This window comes from Ruminococcus flavefaciens ATCC 19208, assembly GCF_000518765.1.
GTDB lineage: Bacteria > Bacillota > Clostridia > Oscillospirales > Ruminococcaceae > Ruminococcus > Ruminococcus flavefaciens.
On record NZ_KI912492.1, the window covers coordinates 41,119 to 59,982 of the forward strand.

Genomic DNA, 18,864 nt, shown 5'->3' on the forward strand with positions numbered 1-18,864 from the left:
CAACATAGAGCATCTGAATAGAGACTCATATTATAGTCATCCTATACTATTTATAACTCTCGCAGGACCTCCCACAGCTACCATGTTTTCGGGAATATCCTTTGTGACCACCGAGCCTGCACCGATAACGGCATTGTCTCCGATCGTCACGCCTGGAAGAATAGTTGAGTTTGAGCCGATCCACACATTCTTACCAATGTGAATAGGTTTCGGTATCAGGTCGTGACGTTCTTCGGGCAGAAGTCCGTGGTTCAGCGTAGCCAGCACAGTGTTATGTCCGATCTGCGCACCGTCACCGATCCAGATACCGCCCTGATCCTGAAACTTACAGCCTGCATTGATGAACACGCCCTTGCCGAGATGAATATTCTTTCCGCAGTCCGTGTAAAACGGAGGAAACAGTCCGACCTCAACAGGCGCACCGATAAGCTCCGACATCAGCGCATTGATCTCATCGGGAGTATGATAGCGGTTATTGATCTCCATTGTGATACGGATAGCTTCCTGACTGAGCCTGTGCATTGTCTGATGCACACCGCACTCCGCCGTGACCTGCTTGCCGCTGTTCATGAAGTCAATGAATTCTTGTGTTGTCATCGCTGTTTCCTCCGTGATAGCTTTATTTCAGATACTCATTATAAAACGCTTCGAGCTTATCAAACGGAATGACCTTCTTTTCACCGCCGTCATACAGATCGGTATGAGAAGCTCCTTCGATAATGAGAAGTTCCTTGTTATCGGTGTATTTGCTGCCCTTCGTCATATTCTCGTAAGCATCCCTGCCAAAATAACAGGAGTGAGCCTTTTCACCGTGAACGATCATCACAGCAGAGCGTATCTCGTTGCTGTACTGCAATATCGGCATATTGATAAACGACATACAGCCGATCACGTTCCAACCGCTGTTGGAGTTGAGAGAACGAGGGTGATAACCTCGCTCTGTTTTATAGTATGCGTGATAGTCCTTGACGAAATATGGTGCATCATCGGGCAGAGGATCAATAACACCGCCTGCAAGAGCATACTCACCGCTTGCATAATCCTTTGTACGCTGGGCATTCATAGCCTGCTTGCTTGCATATCTCTTTTCTTCGCTGTCCTCCGAATCAAAATATCCCTTTGAAGCGACTCTTGTCATATCATACATCGTAGAAGCGACAGTTGCCTTGATACGGGTATCCATAGCCGCCGCATTGATCGCCATACCGCCCCAACCGCAGATGCCGAGGATACCGATTTGCTCAGGATCGACATTGTCCTGCACGGAGAGGAAGTCAACGGCAGCGGAGAAATCTTCCGTGTTGATGTCGGGAGATGCCATATATCTCGGCTGTCCGCCGCTTTCGCCCGTAAAGGACGGATCAAAGGCAATCGTCAGGAAACCACGCTCCGCAAGTGTCTGAGCATACAGACCGCTGCTCTGCTCCTTGACCGCACCGAAGGGCCCGCTGACAGTTATTGCAGGGAGCTTGTCCTCTGCACCCTTCGGGATATACATATCTGCGGCAAGCGTGATACCGTAACGATTATGGAAAGTGACCTTCTTGTGGTCAACCTTATCGGACTTCGGGAAAGTCTTGTCTCATTCGGTGGTTAAAGTCAGCATTTCTTCTTTCATGTTCAGTACCTCCTCAGATATTTCTGCCCATATCATAGGCTTCTTTCAGTTTCGGGTTATCTTTTATTTCTCCGACAGCGGTAACACCGCCGCAGAACAGTGTACCGACCAGTTTTGCCATTTCAAAGCAGTCTACCCAGCCCTCAATACCTGAAAAAGCCTTTTCGGGAACGTGTTCCTCATCTTCGGCTGCCGCTGCAAGGGCATATACTTCACGGAAACGATAATCAGAGGGATAAAGCGGATTCGCCCTGTCGAGCATGGTTTTCAGGATACCGCTCATTTCGTAGTAATAGATCGGCGTTGCAAACACAAGCACATCGGCGTGAAGCATCTTCTCACGGATCGCATCTGCATCATCGTGCATAAAGCACCGCTGTGTTTTCTGACAGGCAAGACAGCCTACACAGTACTTGATCTCCTTGTCTTGCAGAGAAATGACTTCTGTTTCATGTCCTGCTGACTTTGCGCCCTCTGCAAAGGAAACTGCAAGCTGTTCAGAGTTTGAGTTCTTTCGCAGACTTGATGATATAACGAGTACCTTCTTCATGGTGTATCCTCCTTTATTTCAGCGAGAGCGTGACAGTCACATCGCCCTCACCGAATAATGCCTTTAATTCTTCCTGTGTCGTATTCTCAATATGTCCGAGCTTTGTGTAGCTCCACGAATTGGAGTTATAGAATATCGTCATCTGATTACCCTGATAGAGCATGATGTCACAAGGCTCTGTTTCGGTGCTTGCGTCTGTTCTGGTAAGCGACCACGGCAGCTTGCCGACCTTTTCAAATCCGCCGTATTCGTTCAGCGTAACGGTGACAGGCTCTGCTTTCAGCTTTTCTGCAAGCTCTTTTGCGGCAGTGCTGTCAGCGAATGAAGCGGTAAGCTCCTGACCGTTCACGGAGAGAAGCAGTTTTGTTTCAGATTTTTCATTGTTCAGCGGCAGCGTATCCACCCACCCCTTTACATCGTCCTTTGTCGCACTCGCAGGGAAACGTCTGCATGCAAGCTGATTACCGATTGGCACAAGGTCTGCGATATTCTTCTCGCTTGTCACAATACCGCTGCTGCCCGATGTACAGAACGGAATGACAGTCTTTTCCGAAAAGTCATAGCTTTCAAGGAAAGTGTCGATGATACGAGGTTCTTGTCCCCACCAAATCGGATAGCCGAGAAAAATCGTCTCATAGCTGTCGATAGATTCTATCGGGTTTGCGATCTCAGGGCGAACAGTCTTATCGTTCTGCTCCATGTTGGCTCGGCAGTTATCGTCCTGATATTTGATGTCTGCATCTGTATAAGGCACAGCCGCTTCGATCACATAGCTGTCCGCATCAGTCAGTTCTATCAGATACTCTGCGATTTTCTCAGTATTTCCAGTACGGGAGAAGTATATAACCAGCGTGTCGCTTTGAGCGTTCATATGATCGACTATCTCACGTCTCATTAGGCACAGATCAAACACGTCCCAGCGATTATCACCGGTCAGATCATAGGGCTTTCCGGTCAGGTCTTCCTCAGTTGGCCTTGAAAGCAGAAAGTCCTGCAAGTTGATAACATCCTGTATCGTGTATTTATAATCTGAAGCTACAGACGCTTTTACATCAGCAGACAGATTTGTTAAATTATGGGCAGGGCTTTCGGCCTGTGTATTGTTTGAATCAGTGTAACTTCCACAGCCTGTTGCAGTAAGCATAACTGTTACGGCAGTTATAATCGAGCTTATCAGTCTTTTCATTTCAAGCCCTCCTTCTTCATCATAAATACAAGGTAGTCAAGACAGCTTATGCATCGTTCCTTCGCATGGACTTCATAGAGAAGTTCACGCCGATGAGCAGCAAGCATTTTCTCACATTGTTTTTCGTCGCATATGCAGGAGGCAAACTCTTCAATGAACTTATCATCGCAGCCTGCGTCGATAAGGTTTTGCCTGATATTTTCGTTCATATAGGCACCTCCATATCTCTTGTTGTTTTCATTATAACACGACTCTCTCGAAATAGCAAATACCTATATTGAATATACAGCTATGCTTGACAGTTATAAACTGATGTGATATGATATAGAAAAAGGAGGCTGAATGTATGGATATTCGCGTACTGAGGTATTTCCTCGCAGTTGCAAGAGAACAGAGCTTTTCCACGGCAGCAGAAAGACTGTTTCTGTCGCAGCCTACACTCTCACGCCAATTAAAGGAACTTGAAGATGAACTCGGAAAGACTCTGCTTGTCCGCTCAAACAAAGGCGTTACCCTTACCGAAGAGGGCATGATACTTCGCAAGCGTGCCGAGGAAATTGTGGAGCTTATGGAAAAGACGGAGCAAGAAGTCAGACAAAGTAATGACGGCGTTTCCGGTACTGTATATATCGGAGCAGGCGAAACCTATGCAATCAAGCTTATTGCAGATACGGCGCATCATCTGAAAGCCGATTATCCTGATATCCATTACAGCTTTTTCAGCGGCAACGGCACTGATGTCATGGAAAAGCTTGAAAGAGGACTAATGGATTTTGGTTTAATTTTCGGCAATATCGACAGAACTAAGTATGAAGCTATTGAGATACCGCTGCATGACACATGGGGCATACTGATGCGCCGTGATGAACCGCTTGCACAGAAGGAGTCAATCACGTTTGCCGATACAGCCGGACTTGATCTGATTATTCCACGCCAGCCGAATCACAGCACTATGCTGTCCGAAATGATAGCGGAGCAGGCTCCTGATGCTAATATAGTAGCAGAGTACAATCTTATCTACAACGCATCAGTCATGGTTAATGAAGGTATAGGCAGTGCAATTACTCTCGACAGGCTTATCAACGTCAGCGGCGACAGCAAGCTCTGCTTCCGACGTTTTGAACCACCAATGGAAGCAATATGCTATTTTATATGGAAAAGGTATCCGGTTTTTACGAAAGCTGCCAGTACGTTTTTAGAGCAGTTCAAAAGGGATATAGTAGAAGTGAAAGCTAAAAATTTATGATATTATTTGTTCTGCGTTTGTGTGAACTGTTTTTTGAATATACCTATATAATAGAATCAGATATAAAGTAAACCAGCTCTCATCGCGGGAGCTGGCTTCTTTCGATAACGTTTATACCACCTATCGTCGTGTGAATTTCGTGTGAAAACGTGTGAAAAACGCCTGTTTTTTCTTCACACGCAACTGCAAAATTGCAGTTCAAACTGCTTTCAGTAGGTAACAGAAAAGCCTGTATTTCGGCGTTTCCATCGAAATACAGGCTTTTTAATTCTGGCAGACAGAGAGGGATTCGAATATTTTTAAATGGCTATTTTCGCCTATTTATAGCCTTTTATACTTTTCGTGTGGAATAAATGAGTGGAATAGAATTATTCTGAATGAAAACTATTTCTGGTATAGCTGTTCTTTTTCGATTATTGAAATATTGATATTTCCTGCAAATATCCTTTCCACCACGATCTGCGTCATCTCCTGCACCGACTCGGCATAACCGTTCCTTGCCCACTTCATGAAGATGCCGAAAAGCCCATAGGCAAGGTAGAAGCTTTCATAGGTATCCGAGGTCTGATTGGTGTCGCTGTCGGTCATGATAACTTCATAAGCCGACAAGATCGCTCCGTGATGCCCCTGCCCGATGATAAGATCATTCTTTTTCCGCAGCGAGTAGCAGAAATCAAAATACCGCCTGACACGGTAGCTGTCATTGATCTGATGTTCCTTGAGCCTGTGTTCACGCTCATATTCACGCCACTTCATGATGATATAGGCGGTGATGATCTCGTCCTTTGATTTGAAGTTGCGAAAATAGGTCGCCCTGCCGATGCCGCCTTCCTCGCACAGCTCGTCCACGGTGATCTTTTCGATGTTCTTCTTTTTCATCAGCTTGAACAGCGCTTCGCCATATGCCGAGGTCACATATTCAGACATTTTCCACTCTTCCTTTTTGCCGATGATACTATTTCGCAAAATAGTATCATTTCCCCGATTTTATTGACTTTGCAGCCGTTTTATGATATTATAGTATCATAGAAAAGCAGTTTTGTCAAGCACTTGACAAGAAAGGATGGTCGCTATGGTAAAAAGTACAGTAAAGAAGCATAAAGCACTCAAAGTCATATTGATCGTTCTGGCTGTTATGGTCGTACTTTGCATCGGCGGATTCTTCATCGCAGCTACGCACACTCAGATCGTTGTGGGTTTCCTTCAGAAAATAGCTGATAACGGCAAACCGATGAACTCCTATGAACCTTTGAACGAACCGCAGAACGGTTTGAAAGAAAACGGACAGTATCTTATCAGCGAGATTGAATATGCCAAGGACTACCCGAACAGCTTTCTTGACATTATATATCCCGATGAAAACAGAGAAGCCGACAGACCTACTCTGTTCTATTTCCACGGCGGCGGTTTCTTTGCAGGCAGCAAGAATATGGGCGATCCGCTTGCCGCAAATGAAGCGACTGCTCTGATAGATGACCTTTGTGCAGCCGGATATAATATCGTCAATGTGGACTACGCTCTTGTACCCGACGAGCATTTTCCCGTTCCGCTGATACAGGCAAATCAGGCGTTTTCAAATATTATGCAGCATAGCGAGGAATATCATCTGAACATGGATCAGGTCATTCTTATGGGTTCTTCGGCAGGGGCGATCATATCATGCCAGATGGGAACTGTTATCACAGCACCCGAATACGCAGAATTGCTCGGTATATCTCCTGCGCTTAATCCCGAACAGGTATGTGCGATCGTGGCTGATGATGCTCCGCTTGATTATGAGAGCTTTACGCTTGCCTGCAAATTTCTTGTGGGCAACTATGTGAAAGGCTCGATTTTTCTGAACAAAGACGAACTGAACCGTTATGACTGTATCCCCCACATGACAAGCGATTATCCGCCCTCGATCATGCTCGGCAGTGAATACCGTTACGATATGAACGAAATGCACGAAAAGCTCGATGCGCTTGGTGTTCGGAATGAGCTTGTAGATCCTTATGCTGAAAAGGGCGAGGAAAAGCCACATTGCTTTGTAGCAAATGAAAGAACCGATGAAACGGCAAAGGACGCATTCGACAAAATGCTTGCGTTTCTTGAAGCGAATACATAAGAGGAGGCGTTATTATGGAGAACACAAAACCGAAAAGCAAACTGAAAAAGGTGCTTATCATCATCGGCATCATCATTTTAGTGATCGCAATAGGCATTTTTATTCTTCTGAAGCTGACATTTCTCAAAACGTTCCCGAAGCTCAAGGGTGAACCTGAGATCGGCAAGTGGTATGAAATTGATGTTGACGGCGCAAAGTCCTCGGACGGCAGTGAATGGCACGGCATATTCCGCAAGGGTACGGAAAACAAGGTGGTCGTGTATTTCTTCGGCGGCGGTGTAAGCATCACCCCTGAGACTTCTGAGGGCGGCAAGGAATTCTATGCGACCAATATGACAGCTCAGGATTTTGTCGCACAGGGCGGTATCGGCAGCACGGCGGAGGAGAATCCGTTCAAGGACTGGAGCTTTATCGTGATCCCCTATGCGACCGGCGATTTTCACGCAGGCACGGGAATTTACGAGGGCAAAAAGACTGTGTATCACACAGGATACAGCAATTACTCCGCTTATGTGGAACAGGTCAAGCAGTATATCGGAGAGCCAGACACGCTGCTTGTAACAGGCTTTTCGGCAGGTGGCTTTGCGACTTCCTTGCTGGCTGACGATGTGATCGACCGTTTTCCAAGTGCTGAAAATGTGACGGTCTGTGTTGACAGCTCGCTCTTGCTTTATGAAGGCTGGCACGAAACGGCTGTAAATTTGTGGAAAGCTCCGACTGAAATATCAGAAAGACTGACCACAAACAACCTTGTCCTTGACAGTCTGACCGCACTCCATGAAAAGCGTGGTAACAGCGTGAAAATACTATTTGACTGCTCTTATCGTGATGATACGCTGATGCAATATCAGTCCTATATCGACAGCGGAAAAATGGATAAGACAAAAGAACTTGGCGACAACTTTCAGCATGATCTGAAAGAAATGGTAAACGGCTTGCAGACGAATATCCCCGATGTGGGTATCTATGTCTGGAGCTGCGGAGAAGATGCAAATACCCATAATACACAGCATACGATCATCTCTGCGAATGTATTTGACAAGCTCGGAAACGATCGAAGTGTCGGTGAGTGGATATATGATGCAGTGAACGGCGATGTAAAAACCTACGGGCTGGAAGTGCTCGATAAAACATTCTGAGATGAGGATCATTAAGAATATATCCTATAAAACAACACTGATAGCCTGCTTTATCGGATATGTGATACAGGCGATAGTCAACAACTTTGTGCCTCTGCTGTTTCTGCGGTTTCAGGCTGAATTTGGTATCGCTTTGGCACAGATCACATGGCTCATAACGATCAACTTTATTGTACAGCTTACAGTGGACGCAGTTGCTCCTGCCTTTGTGGATAAGATCGGCTATCGGGCATCTATGCAGCTTTCGCATATCCTGTCAGCATCGGGATTTCTGCTGATGACAGTTTTACCCGACAGGCTCCCGTCACCCTTCGCAGGACTTGTGATATGCGTAACACTGTATGCAATAGGCGGAGGACTGCTCGAAGTGCTTGTAAGCCCCATCGTTGAGGCTTGTCCGACAGACAACAAGGAGACGACAATGTCCTTGCTCCACTCCTTCTACTGTTGGGGACAAGCGGCTACCGTGCTGTTATCAACTGTGTTTTTTGCCCTTGCAGGAATAGAGCATTGGCGTATACTTGCTGCTTTATGGGCAATCGTACCGATGTTGAATTTTATTCTTTTCCTGAAAGTACCCATTGCCACGCTATCCGAAACAAGAGGACAAGCATCGGGATTTGTCGAACTTATAAAAACACCTCAATTCCTATTTTTCTGCTTGATGATGCTTTGTGCAGGGGCTTGTGAGCTGACGGTCAGTCAGTGGGCATCTGCCTTCGCCGAATCAGGACTGCACATCTCAAAATCCGCAGGAGACCTGATCGGTACAATGGGATTTGCAATTTGTATGGGCAGTGCAAGAGCGCTGTTCGGCAAGTACGGTGATATGATACCGCTGAAAAAAGCAATGCTCGCATCGTCAGTCTTATGCGTGGCAAGCTATCTGCTGATCGGTCTGACAAAAGCTCCGGCAGCCGGACTGATCGGCTGTATGCTGTGCGGTTTTTCAGTTGGGATCTTCTGGCCGGGGACTTTCAGTATCTCATCCGCAAGGCTTAGAAACGGCGGAACGCTGATGTTTGCATTGCTGGCACTTGCAGGCGATCTTGGGTGCGGTGCAGGTCCTACGATTGCTGGAAAGGCATCTGCCTTGTTTGGGAGCGATCTGCACAGGGGGATCTTATGCGGTATTGTGTTTCCGTGTATCATGCTCTGCTGTGTTCTTCTGATGGATAAGGAATATCAGAAAGGAAAGGTCAGAAATAGAGGCAAATAAGAAAAGAGGTCATAAGACATTTAAGATCATCGGTATCATACTGCTGATACTTTTCTCTGTTGGAGTGATATCTTCATCAAGGGTAAGATACACGAACGCCGTCTGTGGTACGATGATGACTATTTCGATGATCTCAAGACAGATGCTATGCTTGAAAAGAAATATTCCGGCAGAGGCAGCTTTGAGACTGCCTGCACTGAATTCAAGAGCGATAACAGCAAGATCGACACAATCAGGGTGTTTTATCCTGCGGAGCTTGCAGACAGCAACAGATCCTATCCGATGATCGTTTCGGTCAATGCAAGCGGTACACGGGCAAGAAATTATATGGCTGTGCTTGACAGGATCGCTTCATGGGGATTTATTGTGGTCGGCAACGATGATCCGCAGTCCAGCACGGGGGAAACTGCATCGCAGACACTTGATCTTATCCTGAATATCGGTGCTGACAGCGAATTGTACGGCAAGATCGACAAAAACAATATCGGTATCATGGGATATTCGCAAGGCGGTGCCGGAGCGATGTGTGCAGTTACGAATTTTGATAATGGAAAGCTGTATAAGACGATATTCACAGGCAGTGCAGCTGAATTCTTGGAGGAGTATAGCAACGGTAACATTCATTAAAAGTTTTTGTTAATAAATATTTTTAAATAGAATCAGCTCCCGTAAAGGGAGCTGGCTTCTTTTCTTATCGTTATACTGCCTTTCAGTCGTGTGCATTTCGTGTGCATTACACCTGTTTTTTGTGCACACGGGACTGCAAATTTTCATTTAAAACTGCTTTCTGTATGTAACAGAAAAGCCTGTATTTCGGTGTTTTACTCGAAATACAGGCTTTTTAATTCTGGCGGACAGAGAGGGATTCGAACCCTCTGACTATGTTTTTAGAAATGATTTTTTATTTTGTTGAATTATATGGTAAAATAATGACGTTATCCCCCTGAAAAAAGGAGGGCTGTTGAAAAATATAAGCAAGTTCGGGTCAATTCAAACGTGGAAAAACTGTGGAAAAATCACTTTATGCATCGTCGGAAACGGCGATATATCAGCGAAAATGTACTGTCGCTGATTGGGCTGCCGTGGCAAACAAACATAACTTTTATCATACGTTTTTTCCTCTCTGATTTGCTCTGCTTTGCCGTATCTTGTGCGGCACATTTCAGCAAATTGCGGAAGTCGTTAGTAGTAGAAATCGGAGTGTTCTACAAGTAACTCATTTCCGTACTGAAGAATGAAGTTTGCAAGTCCGCACAGTTCATTTTTCGTTTCTTGTAACCTATTATATCATATCACCGATACAATGTAAATACATAAAACAAATCTATCGAGCCGTTCTCATTTACATCTGCGCTCCATTATATCCGCCGTTTTGATTGGTCGGTATACAAACATGATATTCAAGAACCGAAGAAGAGTCATTCTTATCTTTTGATACGAATATTAGTAATTGCGCACTGATCGCCGCTAAGAGCAACAAACAGCTTCGGTACTTCATCGGTAACGTTAGTAATAGAGTGTATTGAAAGTCCGCAGAATTCCGTGAAAATACCTATCTGTCCTTTTTTTGCATGGAATAACAGCTCGCAGTCCTGACCGGCCTTGTTCTGTTCCTTGAAGTCATTCCAGTTAGTGAAGCTGTCCAGCTTGTTTACCAGAACATGGTTATCAGCATTATCATCTTCTTCCCAGCCCTCTCCGTCAAGGCGAACTACCGTAAGCTCACGATAATCTTTGCCGTTTACCTGTCCATCGGACGATGTATAGATCACAGCAAAAGGACAATGCCATACCAGTCTTGCTGTCGGCAGGCTCATCGTATGGAAAGAAATACGCATTCCGTCGGTAAGCTCGACACCTTCCGACGAGTCTGAACGCCAGCCGTCTACCTGTACATTCGGAATATCTCCCTGCGGTACATCAATGTACGTTATCTCTTCTGCAATACGCGGAATATAGCCGACATCGATCGTTTCTCCTGTCTTTGATACCTCAACATCATCAATAGTGCAGTTTTTACCCGTAATTGACAGATAACAGAATCTTGTACTGTCAGGCAGAGCTATAATTACTTCATGAAAGCGGAAGCGATTCGATATCCTGATCAGCGCATGATCCTTATAACGCATAGCTTCTATATCAAAGTTGACCTTTTCGCCGCGCAGCATTGTCTTTTTTTCTGCTGTCGCACCTGCGGTCTCGTTGGTCTTTGTACGTATATTTCTGACTCCTGCCTGCTCAACAACGCCGTCAGCGTGTATAGTAGCGTATTCGTGATATAAGAGATCTCTGCGTTTGCGTTCACTGTCATGTATTCTTCCGTCAAGTGAATCGAACAGAACAAAGCTCGGTATGTTTTCTTCATTTCTCTCATCAGTCATCTGGCTTGTCAGGTGGATATGGACAATGCCATTGTTGAGCAGTATACCGTCCGAGCGTGTAGTACGGTATGGTCCGCACAGCAGCGTATCTATTGCATCGCCGTCAGAGGCACCTTCACTTTCTTTCATCATATATTCGGAATCAAGATCAATTAGATGAAGCATTATTCTTCCATAATTTGGATCAAACTGCGTTCCCAAGCCTTTAACGAATTCCTCACGAACGAGCTGCTGAGGGATAGGATCACGATAACTTCGCTTTGAAGTCATAGCATCATAAGCATCTGCAACAGCAATAATACGGGCAATATCTGGGATATCCTCGCCTTTGAGTCCAGCAGGATAGCCGTGACCGTCATAACGCTCGTGATGATAGTGAGCACCTATGCTCAGATAAGGAGATTGACTGATACTTGAAAGTATCTGCATTCCGATTACAGGATGAGTCTTTATTGCACCGTATTCCTCATCTGTAAGTTTGCCCTCCTTGTTGATGATACTGTCTTTTATGCCTATTTTTCCAACATCGTGCAGCAGTGCTGCAAAATATATCTCTTCGCATTCCTTTTCTTTCTTACCCGCACTTTTTGCGATTTTTACTGAATACATCGCAACTCGGCGTGAGTGACCATGAGTATACTTATCCTTTGCGTCTATAGCATTCGCAAGAGCAGTTGCAGTCTGTTCAAACAGTTTATGCATATTTTTCTGCTCTTGTCGGACAATTTCCAATTCCTGCTTGTTAGCGCGCTCGATCATTTTGTTGGTATCGAGCAATGAAAATATATAAATAAGCACAACTAATCCGACGAGAGTGATATTAATAAGCGATACACCATAGGTATATATCTGTACGATAGAAGAAATGAGCGGAACTACTGCGAAAAGCAGCATCGAAATACGCATAAGCTTTCCTATGCGCTTGTAGTTTTCTATGATCACTGACATATCAAGTATCAGAATTATCAGCGGTATCAGATAACATACTGTAAATCCGTTCGTTCTTTCATACCTGTTGAATTTATCAAACTTGTAATAGAAGTCGGTAAATTGAGATATGATAAGCATGATCCAACCGATCACACAGATCAGACATGAAAGTTTCAGTCTGATAGGCGGCTTTTCAAACTTTCCTTCATGTATATAAAGATTTATCAGGTATAGGGTGAAAATAAAGATTATTCCGATAGTCAGGGCGAAAACAAGGAAATTGCTTATCCTGACCATATAGAAGCCTGTTGTAGTCGTATTTCCGCGGTAATAATATGACAGAATATCAAATATAAGCAGGAACATTGCACATAGTTCCAGTGATAACAGTATATATTTCCGTGATGGGACCAGTGTTTTTGTAATAATGACAAAAAGTGCAAGCAAACCGCATATAGCACTTAATGTGAACATTATATCCAATTGATATTCCTTCAGCCAATCAATAACAGCCTGCATATTCATTCCCCTTTATGTCTAAACAAAACGTAAAATTTGGATATATATTCCAAAATGTTTTGTATATCAGATTTATATATGTATATTATAACACATATATACTATAATAGCAATATTAAAAACAAAACATTTTTTAAATCTTTATTACCTGATCGGCTGATTTCAGAATGCGGTTATATATTTCGGCTCTATGTGCTGATTTGTTCATAATATACTGCTTGAATATTCATAGATCGAATGATATAATATGCTTGTTTAAATGAATAACATCTTATTTCAATGACTTTAACCAACAAAAATCTACAAGGAGGCTTTTATCATGAAAAACAAAAAAATATCATTAAGTATTGCTGCTTTTATAACCGCATTCTCTATTTCAGGTGTGGTTATTCCAAATAGCTTTATCTCTCCTGCCGCTCCTATAATAGCAGCAGCTGATTCCGATTACACTTATGGCTCAACAGATATGTTCAATTATCAGAAGTATTCGGATCATATCGTTATATCAAGCTGTAAATCAACTGATATGTCATCAGTTGAGATACCTGATAAAATCGAAAATCTACCTGTTACTGAAATAGGAATGTATGCTTTTCAGTTGAATTCAGCGAAAAGTCTGAAGCTTCCTGATACACTTACCGTGATCAACTCATATGCGTTTGGTATGTGTAAAAACCTTACAACGTTAACAATTCCGGACAGTGTTGTAAAAATAGGAATGCACGCATTTGAAGAGTGTCCTGCTCTTGAAACAATTAATTTCCCAGATCATTTGGTAGAAACAGGTGATTATACATTTGATAACACTCCATGGCTCAATGCCCAGCGTAAGAAAGATCCGCTTGTAATAGTTAACGGAGCTCTGATAGACGGCAGGACCTGCAAGGGTGATGTGGTCGTACCTTCAAGTGTCAAGTATATTGCATCAGGTGCATTTGCTAAGAATGCAGAAATTACTTCCGCAGTAATACCTGCAAGTGTAAGCACGATACCTGATAATCTCTTCTGGTACTGTTCAAGCCTTACCTCAGCCGAGCTTAAAGGTGCCGAGACACTTGGTTTTGGTGTTTTCGGAGCTTGTAACAAGCTTACAGATCTAAAAATATCAGGCAAATTGAAAAAAATTGACGGATATACCTTTACTGATAACACAGCTGCTGCAACAATAACATTCTATGGAAGCGAAGCTGCATGGAAAAGTGTAGAAAAGCCTGAAAACGATGCTTTCCTGCAAAGAGCAAAATACATATTTGACGAGAGCCATACCGAACCAAGTGAAGGACTCAGGGGCGATGCCAACTGTGACGGTCAGGTAGATATGTCGGACGTTGTTCTTATCATGCAGGCTCTTGCAAATCCTAATAAGTATGGATTAGGAGGTACAGCAGAGAGTCATATTACCGAACAGGGCAAAGCAAACGGCGATATGAACGGTGACGGTCTTACTGTCGGTGACGCGCAGGCTATACAGAAAGTGCTGTTAGGACTGGGAATAGAATGAGATCAAATGAGCATTGATCCTGATCTAATCGAATAATACATACAAAGATTTATCCGAGATTTGTCGGAGTGATATAACATGAAGAAAAGTAAGATAGAACAGTTACTGGAAAAAGAATATATAGTAGTGGATTTTCTGCCACAGCAAGTTCCTGCTGAAAGCAGCGGACAGTTTTTCGCTGTTGAAAAAATATTTCTGCAAGGAACTCGTGCATCAGAACTGCGAAGAAAGTTCTCAGATATCATACTGAAACTTTACTGCTACTATGGGATAGAGGTTTTTAATATCTCAACGGGTGAGACACTCACAAATCCCAAACCTGAGCTGCTTGATGAATGGATCATATCAAATAAGTGTGATCTGCAAATTCTCATAGAAAACTCTATGGTTATGATCTCAATGGACGATACGCACATCACCTTATATGATCCAAGTGATAATTTGACCGAAATGATTCGGTCTTTGGCAAAATCTGAAGGGTTATTTGTCTGGAAGCCAAATCAGAGTAAATAGAATCTTCATCACCAAGACGAGTCAAATATCACATGCTTTGTATGATTATACTTAGCTTAAAAAGAGAAAGCTTAATAAATATTTAGTATTAAACGTCTTTCTAAATGAAGACGTTTTCTTTTTTGTTTGTTGATCTGTGTAACTGGCCGCGACAAGATAAAGTAATCAATATTTCCGCATATTAAACATCATAAAGTTTACGGTAGAGTTCAGGTTCTTTAAAGATATCGAAAAAGATACTGCTGAGGTGACTAACTGTTTGAGAAAACAATAGAGTTCAATTGACAAAAACGTATCTATGTTATATAATCTATAATATAAGTATTTCTGCACCTATTACAAAAGGAGATAAAAAATGAAAAACTATAAAAATCTAATTGCAATTATTGTATCAATGGCAGTTCTGACAGGCACAGTTACTTCATGTGCCGTATCTAAGAAAAAAGTACCGCTGAGCAGCGATGAAACCATTTCAGCGGCAGTTGATCCTGTGAGTCTAAAGGAGCTTCCGAGAGGCGAGTATGAGGTCTATGAGGCAGACTATTTAAAAGGTATTGAAAATATCTCAAATATTACGCCCTTGAACAATAACCGTTTCCTTATAAGCTCGGATACATCAGGATATGGCGATGCGGCTTCTCAGAAGCTGTATATCGCCGACGATGAGAAAAGCACAGTTACCGAGATAACTCCCGAACTTGGCTTGGACAAAACAGCCTATTATTCCGCACTCGGAACAACAACGGGAGAAATATTCATAACAGCGATCGAACCAAAATATACTTTGGGAAAAGACCCCGGTCACGCTTCTGAAGAAAACTCTGAGCAGGATCACCTTGATTATCTGTTCAGTAAGGCGAAAAATGTGGAATACAAACTTTTTGAACTGAATACAAAAGGCGAGATAATATCTGAAAACACTGTAGATATCGAATATGACAAGGAAGCTCCTGTAACATGGCTGTTATGTGATGACTGCTGGGATAATGAGCTCGTTATCACAGCGGTCACAGTAAAAGATTACGAAAGCACATCTTCCAGTTATATCGTGGATAAACAGGGAAAAATCAAGGGACAGATTGAAAACTATATCCCTTATTACGGCCCTTCTGTCAGAAAAGTGACCTCAGACGATAAGTTGTGTTTTGTCGGCGGCGATTATACATCTGAAGAACCGCAGGACGCATTGTATTTCTATTCCAGAAATGATAATGGCTACTCTTTGTTCGATAACACCAGTGTCAAAATTGAAAATTTCGGCTGTGAAACAAGATCGGGCTCTATAGAAAAGGGCACCTTCGGTCACGGAAATGACCTGCTGTACCTGTGCTCGGGCATCGGTCTCTTTGCATTTGACAAGGACAGAAACTACGAAAATGTCATAAACTATATCGACATGATACCTGCGACCGAGGAAATAAGGTCTGTTGTTGTTCTTGATAATAACAGTGTTCTGGTACTTGGAAAGATATTTGACGACGAATACAAAAATGTATTGTACAAATTCAAAAGCGTCAACGAGTGACAAGCCCGCGTCCATTAGACTCAGGTAGTAAGTAAAAAGGACTGTGATAAAGGAATGTGCTCGTATAGAAGTTTTATTAAAACTACTATAAGCAAGACCTTTACAGCAGGCTATGAAACCGAACAGTCAGATACTTCGTTGTGTTGAAGTGTCTGCCTGTGTTTTACTATGATTTTAATCATTTGATTCAGTATTTTCTATCATTGTTGAATCAGGAGAACCGGTCCACTGATAAAAGAACGACTCAGGAAAGAAGTCCTTATTATTTAAAATGCCATTATACTTTCATATTATTTTCACCCATGTTTTCAAGTATCTTTCTATGTAACAAAGCAGTGCTGAATAGGATATAATAAGTTCAACACCGACTATTACGACTATGAGATATAGGTAAAGCTATGTCCCATTACTAATAGAGAAATTGAGTCGGATCAAAATGCTTTCAATAAATTTATAAATGTGAACCCCCCTGTGCTAAAAATGAACTGCCCCACTTTGTGCGTACAGCACAAAAAACCCCTATGGCATATATTAAATTAAGCAATGAACTGGCTTCGTAATTCAAGCGGAGTCAGTTTTGTTTTGCTTATTAATAAAAAATGAATTATGTGTTTGCCAGTAAACCTGTTCCGTTGTAATATAGCTAAAATTTTCTTTACAAACTAAATACTAAGTGCTATAATTTATGTAGTTCTATACGTAGAATAATTGCTCCGCGAAATAACAGCAAATTCGTGCTAATATTAATTTTTATAGCAGTTTTGTTGATTATTATCTTGAAATGTGTTTATGGGAAACGTAATAAGCTTCATAAAAATAAAAGGAGTGAAATAGGTGAAAAAATTCAAATTATTATTTTTGTCTTTTTTATGTGCTGTATGTTTTTCAGCTTGTGGTGAAATTAAAGATAATGTTTCAGATAATATGCATGCATATGAAAATACAACATTAACTTCAGATGTCGAAGAAAGAAAAGAAGAGCAAACAACTGAGATCAAAACAGAGAAAGCTTCCATTTTCGATGGGAATATACAGAATAGTACTGATAATTATCAAATTGCAGTAGATTCAGCTCATTTTTCAGCAGTTGTTGATGGCAGCAAATGGTATACCGAAGATAAACCAGATGATGTGGTAGTTGAGCTGTTGGGAATGAGTTTTAAATGGTTCGCACAGAAAGATATTGAAAAAACAGGAATTGCCAAACCATCCATGATACAGTTTGGTCCTGTACTCGAAGATTTTAAAATTGAAGATCTTGATCAGGAAAAACTAAACGGTGAGACTGACGTAAATAAAATATTTCTTATGATTTGCGAAGAGAGATTCGAATTAGATTATGCTGAGGTACAGCTTTCACAAATCGAGGAGCACTGCGGCGTAAAGATGTCACACGTAAGAACCTATATCGACTATGAGTCGGTTGGAATTGAACGCCCGAATTTATACCAAGATGAATTCGTTTTTTATGCGGGCGGAGCAATGAACGAAATAGTAGTTGGTTACACAGATGATGATGAAGGATATGCCGCATATAAAAATTTTGAGTCAACTATAATTGATAATATAACGTTGAAAGATTGACAAACACACAGTGTTGTCAACTGCCGCATTGAGACTGCTGATACAGAAAAAGATGCGTTATGGTACTATGAGCTGGCTCACTTTGAGATGATCTCTGCTATTTTGTATCAATTTACAAAAGATCTTTCAATTGAGTAGATCAAGGCAAGCGGTTTGGTTACCCCTTCGTTCATGATTCTATAAAAAAAGAAAGCCGTATTCATTACGAATACGGCTTTTTTCGGTTTATACACCGAATATAAATTCCTTCAAGGAGATAACATCGCCTTTAGCAATAGAAACGTATACATAGTAACAGAGGATATAGGAAGCATCAAGTGCGTCTATCTTTCCGTCACCGTTAACATCATATGCTGCCTTCTGTTTTTCTGTAAGCGGAACGTTTTTAGAAGTTGAATTCATTGCATATATCATAAGGATAATGCTTGCATCAACTGCGTCTATCTTGCCGTCGCCTGAGGCATCTCCAAGTGCGATATCGGGCTCGTCATCAACAGGAGTTGTAGTTGTTGGGATTGTTGTAGTAGTTGTTTCTGTAGTTGTTGAGGTCGATGTTGAAGTTGAAGTAGATGTGGTAGTTGTTGTAGATGTTGAGGTTGTTGATGTAGAAGTTGAGGAGGTTGTGGTTGTTGTTTCTGTAGTCTCAGAGGTTGTAGATGTTGTAGTTTCAGTTGTTGTCTCTGTAGTCTCAGAAGTTGTTGATGTTGTGATTTCTGTAGTTGTTGTTTCGGAAGTTGTTGAAGTTGTTTCTGTTGTAGTTGTAGTAGATGTTGTGGTAGTTGATGTAGTTTTTGAGGTTGTTGAAGTAGTTGTTGTGCTTGTAGTAGATGTGGTCTTAGAAGTTGT

The 18,864-nt window shown here is 42.3% G+C and carries 16 protein-coding genes, 1 tRNA gene and 1 pseudogene; 9 read left to right on the plus strand and 9 right to left on the minus strand.

What is annotated here, in order from left to right:
• Positions 1-36: 36 nt before the first annotated feature.
• From L870_RS0114195 to L870_RS0114215, 5 genes and pseudogenes are all read right to left on the minus strand, one after another.
• Positions 37-597, minus strand: coding sequence for a sugar O-acetyltransferase (locus tag L870_RS0114195; RefSeq protein WP_028518709.1), 561 nt, complete (start codon positions 595-597; stop codon positions 37-39).
• A 22-nt stretch (positions 598-619) separates the two neighbouring features.
• A pseudogene (locus tag L870_RS17875) lies at positions 620-1,618 on the minus strand (alpha/beta hydrolase).
• 13 nt (positions 1,619-1,631) lie between these two features.
• A complete protein-coding gene (locus L870_RS0114205; protein WP_028518710.1) occupies positions 1,632-2,168 on the minus strand; it encodes a flavodoxin family protein in 537 nt (178 codons plus the stop codon).
• Between the two features lie 13 nt (positions 2,169-2,181).
• Positions 2,182-3,354 (minus strand): flavodoxin, encoded by a 1,173-nt coding sequence (locus L870_RS18740; RefSeq protein ID WP_051411588.1) that lies wholly within the window; start codon positions 3,352-3,354, stop codon positions 2,182-2,184.
• Entirely contained in the window at positions 3,351-3,563 is a 213-nt protein-coding gene (locus tag L870_RS0114215) for a hypothetical protein (RefSeq protein WP_028518711.1), read from the minus strand. The genes L870_RS18740 and L870_RS0114215 overlap by 4 nt, the downstream gene beginning before the upstream one ends.
• A 137-nt stretch (positions 3,564-3,700) precedes the next feature.
• On the opposite strand from L870_RS0114215, the gene L870_RS0114220 reads away from it, so the two are divergent.
• The gene (locus L870_RS0114220; protein ID WP_028518712.1) at positions 3,701-4,600 is read left to right on the plus strand and encodes a LysR family transcriptional regulator; all 900 of its coding nucleotides are present in this window, start codon (positions 3,701-3,703) and stop codon (positions 4,598-4,600) included.
• A 384-nt stretch (positions 4,601-4,984) separates the two neighbouring features.
• On the opposite strand, the gene L870_RS17885 is transcribed toward L870_RS0114220, so the two are convergent.
• Positions 4,985-5,527, minus strand: coding sequence for a TetR/AcrR family transcriptional regulator (locus L870_RS17885; RefSeq protein ID WP_051411589.1), 543 nt, complete (start codon positions 5,525-5,527; stop codon positions 4,985-4,987).
• Positions 5,528-5,672: 145 nt separating this feature from the next.
• Here L870_RS17885 and L870_RS0114230 point away from each other — a divergent pair, with 145 nt between their 5' ends.
• The 4 genes from L870_RS0114230 to L870_RS17895 all read left to right on the plus strand — a co-directional run bounded on the left by L870_RS0114230 (position 5,673) and on the right by L870_RS17895 (position 9,692).
• Positions 5,673-6,707: an alpha/beta hydrolase gene (locus tag L870_RS0114230; protein ID WP_037272528.1), complete on the plus strand. Its 1,035-nt coding sequence runs from the start codon at positions 5,673-5,675 to the stop codon at positions 6,705-6,707.
• 14 nt (positions 6,708-6,721) lie between these two features.
• On the plus strand, positions 6,722-7,846 hold the full coding sequence (locus tag L870_RS0114235; protein ID WP_037272531.1) for a pectin acetylesterase-family hydrolase: 1,125 nt from the start codon (positions 6,722-6,724) through the stop codon (positions 7,844-7,846).
• Position 7,847: 1 nt separating this feature from the next.
• Positions 7,848-9,065 carry an MFS transporter gene (locus tag L870_RS17890; protein WP_037272533.1) on the plus strand — a complete coding sequence of 406 codons (1,218 nt, stop codon included), beginning with the start codon at positions 7,848-7,850 and terminating at the stop codon, positions 9,063-9,065.
• A 147-nt stretch (positions 9,066-9,212) separates the two neighbouring features.
• Positions 9,213-9,692 (plus strand): poly(ethylene terephthalate) hydrolase family protein, encoded by a 480-nt coding sequence (locus L870_RS17895; protein WP_037272536.1) that lies wholly within the window; start codon positions 9,213-9,215, stop codon positions 9,690-9,692.
• A 221-nt stretch (positions 9,693-9,913) separates the two neighbouring features.
• Here the strand turns inward: L870_RS17895 and L870_RS19390 are convergent.
• A tRNA-OTHER gene (locus tag L870_RS19390) sits at positions 9,914-9,983 on the minus strand.
• A gap of 506 nt (positions 9,984-10,489) precedes the next feature.
• Positions 10,490-12,895: an HD domain-containing phosphohydrolase gene (locus tag L870_RS0114250; protein WP_037272539.1), complete on the minus strand. Its 2,406-nt coding sequence runs from the start codon at positions 12,893-12,895 to the stop codon at positions 10,490-10,492.
• A gap of 319 nt (positions 12,896-13,214) precedes the next feature.
• Between L870_RS0114250 and L870_RS0114255 the strand changes: the two genes are divergently transcribed.
• The 4 genes from L870_RS0114255 to L870_RS0114270 all read left to right on the plus strand — a co-directional run bounded on the left by L870_RS0114255 (position 13,215) and on the right by L870_RS0114270 (position 18,018).
• Positions 13,215-14,396, plus strand: a complete 1,182-nt coding sequence (locus L870_RS0114255) for a leucine-rich repeat protein (protein WP_028518716.1) — start codon at positions 13,215-13,217, stop codon at positions 14,394-14,396.
• Positions 14,397-14,474: 78 nt separating this feature from the next.
• On the plus strand, positions 14,475-14,909 hold the full coding sequence (locus L870_RS18745; RefSeq protein ID WP_051411590.1) for a hypothetical protein: 435 nt from the start codon (positions 14,475-14,477) through the stop codon (positions 14,907-14,909).
• Positions 14,910-15,264: 355 nt separating this feature from the next.
• On the plus strand, positions 15,265-16,434 hold the full coding sequence (locus L870_RS0114265) for a hypothetical protein (protein WP_028518717.1): 1,170 nt from the start codon (positions 15,265-15,267) through the stop codon (positions 16,432-16,434).
• 834 nt (positions 16,435-17,268) lie between these two features.
• The gene (locus L870_RS0114270; RefSeq protein ID WP_028518718.1) at positions 17,269-18,018 is read left to right on the plus strand and encodes a hypothetical protein; all 750 of its coding nucleotides are present in this window, start codon (positions 17,269-17,271) and stop codon (positions 18,016-18,018) included.
• Between the two features lie 225 nt (positions 18,019-18,243).
• Here the strand turns inward: L870_RS0114270 and L870_RS19550 are convergent.
• The coding region (locus tag L870_RS19550; RefSeq protein ID WP_028518719.1) for a dockerin type I domain-containing protein at positions 18,244-18,864 on the minus strand (621 nt) is incomplete at its 5' end.